Raw genomic sequence first — 14,045 nt, forward strand, 5'->3', positions numbered from 1 at the left:
TAGCCCTATTAATAATAAGGGTTGCCCAGCGCCGCTTCGGCGTGGGTGATCGCTTCAGGAATTGCTTGGATGACTATCACATTGAAACCCTGGAGCCGCCGTCTGGCGTGGGCTCTACCCCTCATCGCGCTGCTGGCCGGCTGCGACGCTGGCAAGGACACAGGCAAAGAAGTCGGCAAAGATGAAACCGTCAAACCTCACGCCGTCGCCACCTACGTGAATACTCCGTGGGAAGCCTTGCCGGTGGTGTCCGACAACGACTTAATGGCCGGTTTCGAAGCCTGGCGTAGCGCCTGCCAACGCCTCAAGGCCGACCCGGTCTGGGGCGCGACCTGCGCCGCAGCGGCTACGGTCCCGGCCGATGCGCCGGCAGTGCGCGGTTTTCTCAAGGAGCGCCTGGACGTTTTCGGCCTGCGCTCGGCGGACAACACGCCCAACGGCTTGATCACCGGCTATTACGAGCCGGTCTACCCCGGCAGCCTGACCAAGACCGCCACTGCTCACGTGCCGGTCTACGGGGTGCCGGATGATCTGATCATCGTCAATCTGGAGAGCATTTACCCCGAACTCAAAGGCAAGCGCCTGCGTGGTCGCCTGGAAGGCCGCGTGCTCAAACCGTATGACGATGCCAGTGTGATCAACGGCCAGGGCTCCAGCGCCAAGCCGATCGCCTGGCTCACCGACCCGATGGACCTGCAATTCCTGCAGATCCAGGGTTCGGGGCGCATCCAACTCAAAGGCGGGCGCCAATTGCGCGTGGGTTACGGCGACCAGAACGGCTACCCCTACCGCCCTATCGGCCGCTGGCTGGTGGAACAGGGTGAACTGAAGAAAGAAGAGGTCAGCATGGGTGCCATCAGCGCCTGGGCCAAGGCTCACCCGCAACGCATTCCGGAACTGTTGGCAAGCAACCCCAGCTATGTGTTCTTCAGCGCCCGCCCCGACAGCAACGAAGGCCCACGGGGCTCGCTGAATGTGCCGCTGACCGCCGGCTACAGCGTGGCGGTGGATCGTAAGGTGATTCCGTTGGGCAGCCTGTTGTGGCTGTCGACCACCAAGCCAGACGGTTCGCCGATTGCCCGCCCGGTCGCCGCCCAGGACACCGGTGGCGCCATCACTGGCGAAGTGCGTGCGGACCTGTTTTGGGGCACCGGCGATGCTGCGGGTGAGTTAGCGGGGAATATGAAACAGCAGGGCCAGATCTGGATGCTATGGCCCAAGGGCGCAACGTTGCCGCAAGTGCCGGACGCGCCCACCGGCACCTGACCAACGCTGAAAGCCCAATGAGGGAGGGAACACACCTCTCCCACATTGGGCAGCGGCGCCGCGCCTCAGATCGAGACGAAGAAGAAACTCGCGATCAACGCCATCCCCACCGCCCACACCAGCGAACGCAGGATCGCCCAGTCCGCCAGGTAGCAAATGATGTACAGCAGACGGCTGGTGATAAACAGCACCGCCAGCACGTTAATGGTCACCAATTCGGCCGTACCCGCCAGATGGGCGATAATCACCGCCGCCGCGAATGCCGGGGTGACCTCAAAACCGTTGAGCTGCGCGCTGTGGGCACGCTTGGCCACACCGTCCAGGCCCTCCAGAAAAGCCCGCGGGTCATGGTTGTGGCGCAACCCGAACTTGCCCCCACTGAACTTGGCCACCCCCGTGCACAAGTACGGCAAAAAAATGGCGATCAACACACACCAGAAAGCGACTGTCATGACTTATTCCTTTTGTCGTTTTATGCAGCGATTAGAGTTCTAGCACTACATACGCAAAACCGCACGTATCCGCTATGAGCCATGGCACACCGAAAGGTTCTATCGCACGATTGCCCGAGGTTCACTGATTTTTGTCGATACGCTGCGGATGTCGCGGGTCCGCAGCTTTTTTGTTTGGCAGGCTGCTCTCGCTGCGAATCTGCGCATGGCTGATCAATGCGAAGATAAAGCTGCCACCGATGATATTGCCGGCCAGGGTTGGGCCGGCAAACACTAGCCAGAAGTCATGCCACGACAGTTCGCCGGCAAACACTAGGTACGAAACCTCTGCCGAGCCCACGACGATGTGCGTGAAATCCCCCAGGGCCATCAGGTAGGTGATCACAATGATGATCCACATCTTGGCGCTTTCCATCGACGGGATCATCCACACCATGGTGGCAATCATCCAGCCCGAGACGATGCCCTTGGCGAACATCTGGCCGGCGTCGTTTTCCATGACCTTGCGGCCGATCTCCAGGAAGGCCTGATCGGTCTTGGTGTCGAAAATCGGCAAGTGCAGCATCACGTAGGCCACCAGCAAGGTGCCGCACAGGTTACCCACCAGCACCACCGACCACAGCCGCAACAAGCGCCCGGCATTGGCCAAAGTCGGCTTGCTCATCACCGGCAGCACGGCGGTCAGGGTGTTTTCCGTAAACAGTTGCTGGCGCGCCAGGATCACTGCGAGGAAACCTGCGCAGTAGCCGAAGCTGGCGATGACCTTGAACGCCTCACCGTCGGGCAGGCGCGAATTGAGCAATCCCATGGCCATCAACGACAACCCCATGGTCAGGCCGGCGGCCAGCGCCGACCACCATAGGGCGGCGACGCTGCGCTCCAGTTCCTGATCGCCTTGGGTGCGGATGATTTCGTGCAGCACCGCCGCGCGGGGTGGTTGGTTCTCGTCGACATCCTGCTGCTCTTCCTGCGACAGGTTCGGAGTTTTACCGTCTTCGTGTGTGGCCATGATTTACCAGAGTCCAAGGGATGCCTGTAGCTACGACACGCCGTGACAGTGGCTGTTCAGTGGCCAGGCAACTAAACCGGTATACGCCAGGCTTTGGCCATCTCTATCGTCGTGGCGCTGCTCGGCTCACGCCAAGGTTTGTTGCGCGCCCTGTAATTGCGAATGATGCCGTCGAGCACTTGGTTGAACTCGGCTGGCGTGGTTGCCTTGGCCAATTCGCGGGCCGCTTGCTGCAACAGGTTGACATTGCTATCTGGCTGGCCCAGGCGGTATTGCGAGGGATAAATGACTTCTCGGATGAAGCGCTCGGCCTTCACCGCGATATCGCGCTTGCCCATTTCAATAACTGCCGCTCTCATGACCTTGGATAGAGGTGTGTCATCCAGTCCGCCCTTGGCACACACTTGCAAAAGTTGCTGAAAATTGCGCTGCCCCGACACGTTAAGGTGCCGTGACAACCATTCAACATGCTCCGGACGACAGGCAAGTGCATCCAGGTTGCGCACAGCGCTAGCCAATTTCGGTGTGAGCGTCAGGGTATTGCTCGATTGATTAGCCTCGCAAATCGCACTGTCCAGTTGGTGCAGCGCCTGCTGCGCCTCCTTGCGAAAACGCACGACATCCATGGCCGCGGGCTCGTTCTTGAGCGAGTCTTGCACACTGGCCAGCATTTCATCATCCATCGCCAGAACCGCCTGTTCCAACGTGGCGAAGTGGTGATGCTCACGGATCGTAGCGCGCTTTTCGAGGTGGGCCGCCACTGTTTGGTACGCTTGGTCCTGCAGGTGGTCTTTCTGTGCAGGCGTCATGGTGAAATTGACAGTACCGTGCATGCCACGAAAGTCACCTTCGACGGTATTCATGGGTAATGTCACCGTCTGATCGGCAAGCGCAATGAGCCGGTCATTTTGATAGGCGTCAGCAGCCGTGTGTGAGGTTCCGGTGAAGGTATCGACCAGATGACTGAAAAGTCCGCCGGCCCTCGTTGGCTCCGCCGGTTGTTCGGATTCGAATTGAACAATCAGCGACCTGTCTTTGCTCAGAGGGCTTTCTGGAAACGAACGCTCAATCACACCCGGTGCCGGGACGTTGACCAGCAGTCCGCCGTCCTGAAAAGCGCTGACGTCAGTGGCTGCCTGGAACGCATGCCCCTGCTCAAGCGGGCTCTTGAACAGCACAGGCAATGCCCCTGAGATATGTGCGGCGCGAGCGATATCCATGTCCGGGGTCAAATCGGCGTTGAACACCACCAATTGAGGGCGGCCGTCGAACATGCCGGTGCCGGTGATATTGAGTTGCTTGATAGCAGGGATATGGCGACTCAAGGTGGCGAGGTCGGCGAACGTAGGGTCGCTTCCAGCGCTCAGCCGGTCGGCAATCTTCATCAGTTCGGCAGGCCGGGTAGACCTGGGCGTGTCGGCAACATGGGTGAGAATCGATTGGCGTGCCTGGTCGCGCAACATCGCTTGCAATGCAGGCGCCTCAGTCTGCAGACGCGGTATCAGAGTCAAGAGCAATTGGGAAATGCCGCCGCCCGGCAAGTGACGAGTAACATTGCCCAGTGCAGAACTGGCGTTTTGCAACCAAGCCGTTACAGGGTCCTGACTGTTGAGCAGGCTGGGCAAGTCGATACGGTCCAGTAGTAAGTCGAACGCATCGCCCCCCAATCCACTGGCAATCAGCACGCCGGAAATCGCCCCGGCTGAAGAGCCGGAAACCACCCTGATATCTTGCAGCTTCCCAGTGTCTTCAAGCGCCCGCATCATGCCCGAGAAGGCAACGCCTTTGGCGCCGCCGCCGCTGAGTACAAGATGCTCAGGTGCAGCGGGCGATAAAAACACATCCACCCGCCCGCTGGCATCGCGATAGATATCCAGCTTGCGCGGACCTGCCCCCTCGACTAACGGCACATCAGCATGCCGAACCAAGTTTGCGGGCCATGTTGCTTGATGCTGGACGGCCGAGCTGGACACTTTCATATACGGACTCCTTTCACTTCAGTTGTAACCCTGAGTGAGCAGAGTCCGCAGAAAGGTCCATACGGAATAATTCAGTAACCTAACTGATGGCTGCCAAGGCGTTACTGGGGAAGCGTGTCGTCCTTGAACTGATCCTTCACGTACTTGATCTCGGTCCGCCCATGGGGCGCCGGCAACCCGTCTTCGCCCAGGTTGACGAATACCATTTTTTCCACGGTGAGGATGCTTTTGCGGGTGATCTTGTTGCGCACTTCACAGGTCAGGGTAATCGAGGTGCGACCGAATTCAGTGGCGGTGATACCCAACTCAATGATGTCGCCCTGGCGCGAGGCGCTGACAAAGTTGATTTCGGAGATGTACTTGGTGACGACCCGCTGGTTACCCAACTGGACAATCGCATAGATCGCGGCTTCTTCGTCGATCCAGCGCAGCAGGCTGCCACCGAACAGTGTGCCATTGGGGTTGAGGTCTTCAGGCTTTACCCATTTGCGGGTGTGGAAGTTCATGGGGGCGGACTCCGAGGTGTTTGAGAGACGCCAGCTTCAAGTTTTAAGCGACAAGCTGCAAGTTAAAAGCCGATTCGCTCTTACTTGCCGCTTGTAGCTTGTCGCTTGCCACCAGCCAACCAAAGAAAGCTATAATCGCCCCCGATTCCGAACGGCTACTGCCGTTTTCCCGCCACCTGTCCGAGGGGCGCTGCAGCAGGTTCAACCTGTCAGGCTCGGATGGGGCGTTGTCCGGCCTGGTTGCCCTGGCCTGATACTAAACGCACAACGGCGCCCATTCGCACACTACGAATGGAGGCTCTTCATGAGCGCTGTCAACACGCCTGCAGATTTCACCGACTACAAAGTCGCCGATATGTCCCTCGCTGCCTGGGGCCGTCGCGAAACCTTTATCGCCGAATCCGAAATGCCTGCCCTGATGGGCCTGCGTCGCAAGTACGCCGCCGAGCAACCGCTCAAAGGCGCGAAGATTCTCGGCTGCATCCACATGACCATTCAGACCGCCGTGCTGATCGAAACCCTGGTTGCCCTGGGTGCCGAAGTGCGTTGGTCGTCCTGCAACATCTTCTCGACTCAAGACCAGGCCGCCGCCGCTATCGCTGCTGCCGGTATTCCGGTGTTCGCCTGGAAAGGCGAGACCGAAGAGGAATACGAGTGGTGCCTGGAGCAAACCATCCTCAAGGATGGCGCACCTTGGGATGCCAACATGATCCTTGACGACGGCGGCGACCTGACCGAGCTGCTGCACAAGAAATACCCGCAGATCCTCGATCGCGTCCATGGCGTGACCGAAGAAACCACCACCGGCGTACACCGCCTGCTGGACATGCTGGCCAAGGGCGAGCTGAAAATCCCGGCCATCAACGTCAACGACTCGGTAACCAAGAGCAAGAACGACAACAAGTACGGCTGCCGTCACAGCCTCAACGACGCCATCAAGCGCGGCACCGACCACCTGCTGTCGGGCAAGCAAGCCCTGGTGATCGGTTACGGTGACGTGGGCAAGGGTTCGTCCCAGTCCCTGCGTCAGGAAGGCATGATCGTTAAAGTGTCCGAAGTCGACCCGATCTGCGCCATGCAGGCCTGCATGGACGGTTTCGAAGTGGTTTCGCCATTCATCGACGGCGTCAACGACGGCAGCGAAGCCAGCATCGACAAAGCCCTGCTGGGCAAGATCGACCTGATCGTCACCACCACCGGTAACGTGAATGTCTGCGATGCCAACATGCTCAAGGCCCTGAAAAAGCGCGCCGTGGTGTGCAACATCGGTCACTTCGACAACGAGATCGACACCGCTTTCATGCGCAAGAACTGGGCGTGGGAAGAAGTAAAACCTCAAGTGCACAAGGTTCACCGTACCGGCGCTGGGGATTTCGATCCACAGAATGACGATTACCTGATCCTGCTGGCCGAAGGCCGCCTGGTTAACCTGGGCAACGCCACCGGCCACCCAAGCCGCATCATGGACGGCTCCTTCGCCAACCAGGTGCTGGCACAGATCTTCCTGTTTGAACAAAAGTACGCCGATCTGTCGCCTGCCCAGAAAGCCGAGCGCCTGACCGTGGAAGTACTGCCTAAGAAACTCGACGAAGAAGTGGCCCTGGAAATGGTTCGCGGCTTCGGCGGCGTGGTGACCAAGCTGACCAAGACCCAAGCCGATTACATCGGCGTGACTGTCGAAGGTCCGTTCAAGCCGCACGCGTATAGGTACTGACAGCAGCGGCAAGCTTTCAGCTACAAGCGGCAAGTAAAAGCGTTTGTGTGAAGGCTTGCTACTTCCTTGCTCTTTAAGCAGTTGTGGGTTGAGAGCTTCATGCTGCAAGACAGGCACACCGCCCTCTTGCAACTTGAAGCTCGCAACTTGCAGCTGGAGACCCCCTCCATGTCCCAAGACCGTCGCTACAGCTTCGAGTTCTTCCCGACCAAGACCGATGCTGGGCATGAAAAACTGATGGCCACTGCCGCGCAATTGGCCAGCTACCAACCCGACTTTTTCTCCTGCACCTACGGTGCCGGCGGCTCGACCCGCGACCGCACGATCAACACCGTGTTGCAGCTGGAAAGCCAGGTCAATATTCCCGCCGCACCGCACTTGTCGTGTGTGGGCGACAGCAAGGCCGACCTGCGCGGCCTGCTGACCCAGTACAAAGACGCCGGGATCAAGCGCATCGTCGCCCTGCGTGGCGATTTGCCGTCCGGTATGGGTATGGCCAGCGGTGAGCTGCGCCACGCCAATGACTTGGTGAGTTTCATCCGTGAAGAAAGCGGTGATCACTTCCATATCGAAGTAGCTGCTTACCCGGAGATGCATCCACAAGCACGTAATTTCGAAGACGATTTGCAGAATTTCGTGCGTAAGGCTAACTCCGGCGCCAACAGCGCGATCACCCAGTACTTCTTCAACGCTGACAGCTACTTCTACTTTGTCGAGCGTGTACGGGCTCTGGGTGTAGATATCCCAATCGTGCCGGGCATCATGCCGATCACTAACTACAGCAAATTGGCGCGTTTCTCCGACGCTTGCGGCGCAGAGATCCCACGCTGGGTTCGCAAGCAACTGGAAGCCTATGGCGACGACGTCAAGAGCATCCAGGCGTTCGGTGAGCACGTTATTACCGAAATGTGCGAACGCTTGTTACAAGGCGGCGCACCAGGGTTGCACTTCTATACCCTTAACCAGGCTGAACCCAGCCTCGCCATCTGGAATAACCTGAAGCTGCCACGCTGAAGTCATTCCAAGCAGCAAATAGGCCTCCGTACTACGGGGGCCTTTTTTTGAAGGGTGTGTGCTCCTACTCGATCCACCCGTTGTAAACCCAACCCCCATGCCAGAGCTTCTCTTTAACGCGATGGCGTCGTAACCTCAGGGCATGCACGCCCTTCTCAAGTTGTTGACCGCTGCGCTTTTCACTTGCCTGAGCCTGGCCGCTTATGGCGAGAAGCTGCGCATTGTCACCGAGCCGTGGGCGCCTTATGTGTATGAAGACCAGGGCGCCATGTACGGGCTGGACTATGAAACCACCGTTATCGTGTTCCAGCGCCTGGGGATTGAGGTGCAGTGGCAATTTCTGCCTTGGAAACGCTGCCTGGTCATGCTCGATCAAGGCAGCGCCGACGGCGCGTTGGATATTTTCCACAGCCAGGAGCGCGACGCCCAGTTGCTGTACCCCAGCGAACCGCTGTCGGACGTGGACTTCGTGCTGTTCTATGCCAACGAGCGCCCCCACCCGGCGCAGCATCTGGGTGACCTGCGCGGGCTGACAGTGGGCACCTCGCCGGGCTATCTGTACGGCGCTGAATTCAGCGATTCGGCGCTGTTCAACCGCGAACCCGCGCCCAGTCACGAGGCGAACTTCGGCAAATTGCTGCTGGGGCGTATCGATCTACTGATCACTGATCGCCGGGTCGGCCAGCATCTGATCAAGACATTGGGCCTGGAGGGCAAGGTCAGCCAGGCGCCGCTGGTGGTCAGCCGCCAACCGCAGTTTCTGGCCGTACGCCGTGGCGCGGGCATGGACCTGCTGGTGCAGCGTTTTGCCGCCGAATTAAAGCGCTTCAAACAAGAGCCAGGCTACGCCGCCTTGAGCGCACGTTACGGCGGAATTCCAAGTATTGCAGCTGCAGAACGCACCGTTGAGCAGCAGGAAAGCGGCGCGCCGTGATTGCTCTGTTATACTCCGGCCTTTCCGCCAGGCTTACGCCCGGCCGCTGAGGTCTTGAAAAAGGCACCCAACCCCGCTACAGCGCAGCTTTGCAGCCCGCGCGAGCCGGTGGAGTGCTCGCCAGACGCAGCAGGACCGGACGGGATTTCGCTCCCCTAAGCGCCATTCACGCCCGGCAAGATTATCCCTTTGGGCCAAGCCCTAACTAAAACAGGATTACTCATGTCCTTTGCTTCCCTCGGTCTCTCCGAGGCTTTAGTCCGCGCCATCGAGGCAGCGGGCTATACCGAGCCTACTCCCGTGCAACAGCGGGCCATTCCCGCCGTGTTGCAAGGTCGCGACCTGATGGTCGCAGCCCAGACAGGTACTGGTAAAACCGGCGGTTTCGCCCTCCCTATCCTGGAGCGGTTGTTCCCCAACGGTCACCCGGACAAATCCCAGCGTCACGGCCCGCGCCAACCGCGCGTACTGGTCCTGACCCCTACCCGCGAACTCGCCGCCCAGGTCCATGACAGCTTCAAGCTGTATGCCCGCGACCTCAAGTTCGTCAGCGCCTGCATCTTCGGCGGCGTCGGCATGAACCCTCAGGTTCAGGCCATGTCCCGTGGTGTCGACGTGCTGGTGGCGTGCCCCGGTCGTTTGCTCGACTTGTGCGGCCAGGGCAGCGTCGATTTGTCCCACGTAGAAATCCTCGTGCTGGACGAAGCCGACCGTATGCTCGACATGGGCTTCGTCCATGACGTGAAGAAAGTCCTCGCCCGCCTGCCGGCCAAACGTCAGAACCTGCTGTTCTCGGCAACGTTCTCCCAGGACATCACCGCCCTGGCCGGCAAGCTGCTGCACAACCCGGAGCGCATCGAAGTCACGCCGCCGAACACCACGGTCGAGCGTATCGAGCAACGCGTGTTCCGCCTGCCCGCCAGCCACAAACGTGCGCTGCTGGCCCACCTGATCACCGCTGGCGCCTGGGAACAGGTCCTGGTGTTCACCCGCACCAAGCATGGCGCCAACCGCCTGGCCGAGTACTTGGACAAGCACGGCCTGACCGCCGTCGCCATCCACGGCAACAAGAGCCAGAACGCGCGCACCAAAGCCCTGGCCGACTTCAAGGCCGGCACCGTGCGCATCCTGGTGGCCACCGATATCGCCGCCCGCGGCCTGGATATCGACCAATTGCCACACGTGGTCAACTTCGAGCTGCCGAACGTCGATGAAGACTACGTGCACCGTATCGGCCGTACCGGCCGTGCCGGTCGTTCGGGCGAAGCCATCTCCCTGGTGGCGCCGGACGAAGAAAAACTGCTGAAAAGCATCGAGCGCATGACCAAGCAGAAAATCGCCGACGGCGACCTGATGGGCTTCGATGCCAGCACCGTAGAAGCCGAGAAGCCTGAGGCGCGCGAGCGTCCCGATGTGCGTAACCCACGCAACCCGCGCGGTCCGAAGGGCGATGGCCCGAACGGCGGTGGCGGTGGCGGCGGTCGTCGCGACAAGGGCAAGGACAAGGGCAAGGAAAAATCCGCCAGCAACGGACGTGGCGAACGCCCGGCCCGTGAGCAGAAGCCCCGCGAAGGCACCCCGGCCCGCGAACAGCGCCAGCCGACCCAACCGCCACGCGCCGCCGCTGACCGCGCTCCGGACGAGTTCCTCGACGACGATGTGGATAACTTCGGTAACCGCGTTGACTACGTCCCTCAGGCCAAGCCGGCCCAGGGCCGTGGCCGTCGCCCAGGTGCTCCGGCACAGGGCGCGGGCGCTCCCCGCGGCGGTCAGCCACAGGGCGGCCGTCAGAATGGTCCGCGTAACAGCAGCGGCGGCACCACCGGCACCCCGCCAGCCAAGCGCAATGGCCCACGCAACGGTGCACCGCGTGATGGCCAGGCCCGTCGCGAAGACTCGCGTAATCGCCGCCCGGCCCGTGACGACCAATCACGTTCGTCCGAGCCAGCCGTGCAAAACCCGCGTGGCGGCCCCGCTCCGAAGATTATCCACAAGGAGTCGAAGGTCGATCGTTTCCCGACTCCAGAGCAATTGGATCAATTGCCCGGCCGTCCTCGTGGCGAGAAACCAGCGTTGCTGACCCGCAACCGCTGAGTTTCTACACAGTATAAAAAATGCCCCGCTCTTTCGAGACGGGGCATTTTTTTGGGCTCAACAAAACAAATATGGGAGGAGGCTTACCCGATAGCTGTGTATCAGTATCAGCCGGCAGACCGAGCCAATGACATCGGGAGCAAGCTCCCTCCCACACTGAGCGCATTCCAGACACAAAAAACCGGATCCTGAGATCCGGTTTTTTTAACTGCGCAGAATTACTTCTGCTTCACGCCTTCCAGCGAGATATCCAGGTCCAGGGTCTGGGAGGACGGGCCTGGGCCTTTGATGCCGAAGTCGTTCAGGTTCAGCGTGGTCTTGGCGTTGAAGCCGGCACGCTCGCCGCCCCATGGGTCTTTGCCTTCACCGTTGAACGTGGCCTTGAAAGTAACAGGCTTGGTCACGCCGTGCAGGGTCAGGTCGCCGGTCACGTCAGCAGTTTTGTCGCCGGTGGATTTAACGGCGGTGGACACGAACTTGGCGTCAGCGAACTTGGAGACGTCGAGGAAGTCTTTGCTGGCGATGTGCTTGTCACGCTCAGCGTGGTTGGACCACAGGCTGGCGGTTTTCACGTCGACTGCAATTTTGCTGGCTTCTGGCTTGGCCGAATCCCAGCTGAACGTGCCGTCCCAGTCCTTGAAGGTACCGTGGATGAAGCTGTAGCCCAGGTGGCTGATTTTCCAGTCGATGAAGGCGTGCTGGCCTTCTTTGTCGATCTTGTAGTCAGCCGCCATGACCTGGCCTGCGGACAGCAAAGCAGTACCGATTGCCAGTGCAGCGAGTGTCTTTTTCAACATGCTTTCTATTCCTTGTGAGTCGAGGTTGAACATCAGGCTTTGCGCCCCAGCATTCGCGTCAGGGTCGCATCACGATCGATAAAGTGGTGTTTCAACGCAGCCACGCCGTGCAAACCGGCGAAGACCACCAATACCCAGGCCAGGTACAAGTGCACCAGACCCGCGTTGTCTGCCTGGTCCGGTAGACCGGAAACCAAGGCAGGAATTTCAAACAGGCCAAACACCGGAATACCGACACCGTCTGCGGTGGAAATCAGGTAACCGGCGATCATTACCGCAAACAGGCCGACGTACAGGAACATGTGGCCAAACGCCGCGCCGATACGGGTCAGGCGGCTGTAACTGGCCAGCGGCGGTGGCGGCGGGCTGATCAAGCGCCAGACGATCCGCACCAGCATCACGGCAAACAGCGTGATACCAATGCTCTTGTGCAGGTCCGGCGCCTCTTTGCGCCAGGCACTGTAGTAATCGAGTCCGACCATCCACAGGCCCAGGGCGAACAAACCAAACACCACCAGGGCTACGCCCCAATGCAAAACCATGCTGACCCAGCCATACCGGGCCGGTGAGTTACGTAGCTGCATGTACTTAATCCCGTAAGAGCTGCGCCCAAGACTAGCGTGTTAACTATCGAATTAAAGCGGAAAATTTCGCTTTGAAATATCGAGAAATGCGATCTAGAGCCTAGGCACGATAAGTTAACCAAGGATTAAGGACTATTCCTGAGAAACGTGACAGTCCGTCCTGTGTTTACTGCCAATTCACACGCCATGGGTTGTGACACCGCCCTGCTTTGCATAGGCTTGCGCGATTGTTTCACCTGCGCCGGTCGCAGGACCGCTTCGAGGAGAGACACGATGGGCCTGAACAACCAGTGGATGCAACGCGACCTGGCGGTGCTGTGGCATCCCTGCACCCAGATGAAAGACCACCAGCAATTGCCGCTGATCCCCATCAAGCGTGGCGAGGGCGTGTGGCTGGAAGACTTCGAAGGCAAGCGCTACCTCGACGCCGTCAGCTCCTGGTGGGTCAACGTGTTCGGGCATGCCAACCCGCGCATCAACCAGCGCATCAAGGACCAGGTCGATCAACTGGAACATGTGATCCTCGCCGGTTTCAGCCACCAGCCGGTGATCGAGCTGTCCGAGCGCCTGGTGGCGATGACGCCCGAGGGCCTGACCCGTTGCTTCTACGCCGATAACGGTTCGTCGTGCATCGAAGTCGCGCTGAAAATGAGCTTCCACTATTGGCTCAACCGCGGCCTGCCGAACAAAAAGCGCTTTGTGACCCTCACCAACAGCTACCACGGCGAAACCATCGCCGCGATGTCGGTGGGCGATGTGCCACTGTTCACCGAAACCTACAAGGCGCTGCTGCTCGACACGATCAAAGTACCCAGCCCAGATTGCTACCTGCGCCCCGAGGGTATGAGCTGGGAAGAACACTCACGCACGATGTTCCTGGCCATGGAACAGACCCTGGCCGAGCACCATGCCACGATCGCTGCGGTGATCGTCGAGCCGCTGATCCAGGGCGCCGGCGGCATGCGCATGTATCACCCGGTGTACCTCAAGCTGCTGCGCGAAGCCTGCGACCGCTACGGCGTGCACCTGATCCATGACGAAATCGCCGTAGGCTTCGGCCGCACCGGCAGCATGTTCGCCTGCGAACAGGCCGGCATCCGTCCGGACTTCCTGTGCCTGTCCAAGGCCCTTACCGGCGGCTATCTGCCCTTGGCCGCCGTGGTGACCACCGAGGACGTGTACAGCGCGTTCTACGACGACTACCCGACCCTGCGCGCCTTCCTGCATTCCCACAGCTACACAGGCAACCCGCTGGCGTGCGCGGCGGCGTTGGCGACCCTGGATATTTTCGAAGAAGACAACGTCATCGAGAACAACAAGGCCCTGGCCCAGCGCATGGCCACCGCCACCGCGCACCTGGTGGACCACCCCCATGTGTCAGAAGTGCGCCAGACCGGCATGGTGCTGGCCATCGAGATGGTCCAGGACAAAGCCACCAAGACCGCCTACCCATGGCAGGAACGCCGTGGCCTGAAGGTATTCGAACACGCCCTGGAGCGCGGCGCGTTGCTGCGGCCGTTGGGCAGCGTGGTGTATTTCCTGCCGCCCTATGTGATCACGCCGGAGCAAATTGACTTCCTGGCCGAAGTGGCCAGTGAAGGCATAGACATCGCCACCAACAGCAGCGTCAGCGTCGCAGTGCCACAGGACTTCCACCCAGGCTTTCGCGATCCGGGTTGATTCCCCACCTTTTTAG

12 protein-coding genes and 1 riboswitch are annotated in these 14,045 nt (G+C 59.9%); of the genes, 6 read left to right on the forward strand and 6 right to left on the reverse strand.

Features of this window, described 5'->3' with window-relative positions:
* Positions 1-69 precede the first annotated feature (69 nt).
* Complete coding sequence (mltA, locus tag HRH33_RS25165; RefSeq protein ID WP_034115341.1) at positions 70-1,266, forward strand: murein transglycosylase A; 1,197 nt, start codon at positions 70-72, stop codon at positions 1,264-1,266.
* 65 nt (positions 1,267-1,331) lie between these two features.
* On the opposite strand, the gene HRH33_RS25170 is transcribed toward mltA, so the two are convergent.
* The 4 genes from HRH33_RS25170 to HRH33_RS25185 form a co-directional block, all read right to left on the reverse strand.
* Entirely contained in the window at positions 1,332-1,718 is a 387-nt protein-coding gene (locus tag HRH33_RS25170; RefSeq protein WP_034101230.1) for an MAPEG family protein, read from the reverse strand.
* A 121-nt stretch (positions 1,719-1,839) separates the two neighbouring features.
* Positions 1,840-2,727: a formate/nitrite transporter family protein gene (locus HRH33_RS25175; RefSeq protein ID WP_167417823.1), complete on the reverse strand. Its 888-nt coding sequence runs from the start codon at positions 2,725-2,727 to the stop codon at positions 1,840-1,842.
* Positions 2,728-2,798: 71 nt separating this feature from the next.
* Complete coding sequence (locus tag HRH33_RS25180; RefSeq protein WP_167417824.1) at positions 2,799-4,706, reverse strand: patatin-like phospholipase family protein; 1,908 nt, start codon at positions 4,704-4,706, stop codon at positions 2,799-2,801.
* 101 nt (positions 4,707-4,807) lie between these two features.
* On the reverse strand, positions 4,808-5,212 hold the full coding sequence (locus HRH33_RS25185) for an acyl-CoA thioesterase (RefSeq protein ID WP_034139645.1): 405 nt from the start codon (positions 5,210-5,212) through the stop codon (positions 4,808-4,810).
* A 176-nt stretch (positions 5,213-5,388) separates the two neighbouring features.
* Positions 5,389-5,495: riboswitch (S-adenosyl-L-homocysteine riboswitch) on the forward strand.
* 21 nt (positions 5,496-5,516) lie between these two features.
* Here HRH33_RS25185 and ahcY point away from each other — a divergent pair.
* The 4 genes from ahcY (at position 5,517) to rhlE2 (ending at position 10,968) form a co-directional block, all read left to right on the forward strand.
* A complete protein-coding gene (gene ahcY / locus HRH33_RS25190) occupies positions 5,517-6,926 on the forward strand; it encodes an adenosylhomocysteinase (protein ID WP_034139646.1) in 1,410 nt (469 codons plus the stop codon).
* Positions 6,927-7,094: 168 nt separating this feature from the next.
* Positions 7,095-7,940 carry a methylenetetrahydrofolate reductase [NAD(P)H] gene (metF, locus tag HRH33_RS25195; RefSeq protein WP_034139906.1) on the forward strand — a complete coding sequence of 282 codons (846 nt, stop codon included), beginning with the start codon at positions 7,095-7,097 and terminating at the stop codon, positions 7,938-7,940.
* Between the two features lie 142 nt (positions 7,941-8,082).
* Positions 8,083-8,874, forward strand: a complete 792-nt coding sequence (locus HRH33_RS25200; protein ID WP_167417825.1) for a substrate-binding periplasmic protein — start codon at positions 8,083-8,085, stop codon at positions 8,872-8,874.
* 222 nt (positions 8,875-9,096) lie between these two features.
* A complete protein-coding gene (gene rhlE2, locus HRH33_RS25205; protein ID WP_167417826.1) occupies positions 9,097-10,968 on the forward strand; it encodes an RNA helicase RhlE2 in 1,872 nt (623 codons plus the stop codon).
* Between the two features lie 218 nt (positions 10,969-11,186).
* Here the strand turns inward: rhlE2 and HRH33_RS25210 are convergent, their stop codons facing one another.
* Together HRH33_RS25210 and HRH33_RS25215 are read right to left on the reverse strand one after the other, a co-directional pair.
* Positions 11,187-11,765, reverse strand: coding sequence for a YceI family protein (locus HRH33_RS25210; RefSeq protein ID WP_034139649.1), 579 nt, complete (start codon positions 11,763-11,765; stop codon positions 11,187-11,189).
* A 32-nt stretch (positions 11,766-11,797) separates the two neighbouring features.
* Positions 11,798-12,349: a cytochrome b gene (locus tag HRH33_RS25215; RefSeq protein ID WP_167417827.1), complete on the reverse strand. Its 552-nt coding sequence runs from the start codon at positions 12,347-12,349 to the stop codon at positions 11,798-11,800.
* Positions 12,350-12,622: 273 nt separating this feature from the next.
* On the opposite strand from HRH33_RS25215, the gene HRH33_RS25220 reads away from it, so the two are divergent.
* On the forward strand, positions 12,623-14,029 hold the full coding sequence (locus tag HRH33_RS25220; RefSeq protein ID WP_034101240.1) for an adenosylmethionine--8-amino-7-oxononanoate transaminase: 1,407 nt from the start codon (positions 12,623-12,625) through the stop codon (positions 14,027-14,029).
* The last annotated feature ends 16 nt before the right edge of the window (positions 14,030-14,045 follow it).

It is taken from the genome of Pseudomonas rhodesiae (assembly GCF_013285305.1).
GTDB lineage: Bacteria > Pseudomonadota > Gammaproteobacteria > Pseudomonadales > Pseudomonadaceae > Aquipseudomonas > Aquipseudomonas rhodesiae.

Coding starts and splice junctions, on each gene's coding strand:
- ahcY (WP_034139646.1), top strand. CDS start 5,517: ATGAGCGCTGTCAACACGCCTGCAGATTTCACCGACTACAAAGTCGCC.
- HRH33_RS25215 (WP_167417827.1), bottom strand. CDS start 12,349: ATGCAGCTACGTAACTCACCGGCCCGGTATGGCTGGGTCAGCATGGTT.
- HRH33_RS25220 (WP_034101240.1), top strand. CDS start 12,623: ATGGGCCTGAACAACCAGTGGATGCAACGCGACCTGGCGGTGCTGTGG.
- HRH33_RS25185 (WP_034139645.1), bottom strand. CDS start 5,212: ATGAACTTCCACACCCGCAAATGGGTAAAGCCTGAAGACCTCAACCCC.
- metF (WP_034139906.1), top strand. CDS start 7,095: ATGTCCCAAGACCGTCGCTACAGCTTCGAGTTCTTCCCGACCAAGACC.
- mltA (WP_034115341.1), top strand. CDS start 70: ATGACTATCACATTGAAACCCTGGAGCCGCCGTCTGGCGTGGGCTCTA.
- HRH33_RS25180 (WP_167417824.1), bottom strand. CDS start 4,706: ATGAAAGTGTCCAGCTCGGCCGTCCAGCATCAAGCAACATGGCCCGCA.
- rhlE2 (WP_167417826.1), top strand. CDS start 9,097: ATGTCCTTTGCTTCCCTCGGTCTCTCCGAGGCTTTAGTCCGCGCCATC.
- HRH33_RS25175 (WP_167417823.1), bottom strand. CDS start 2,727: ATGGCCACACACGAAGACGGTAAAACTCCGAACCTGTCGCAGGAAGAG.
- HRH33_RS25210 (WP_034139649.1), bottom strand. CDS start 11,765: ATGTTGAAAAAGACACTCGCTGCACTGGCAATCGGTACTGCTTTGCTG.
- HRH33_RS25170 (WP_034101230.1), bottom strand. CDS start 1,718: ATGACAGTCGCTTTCTGGTGTGTGTTGATCGCCATTTTTTTGCCGTAC.
- HRH33_RS25200 (WP_167417825.1), top strand. CDS start 8,083: ATGCACGCCCTTCTCAAGTTGTTGACCGCTGCGCTTTTCACTTGCCTG.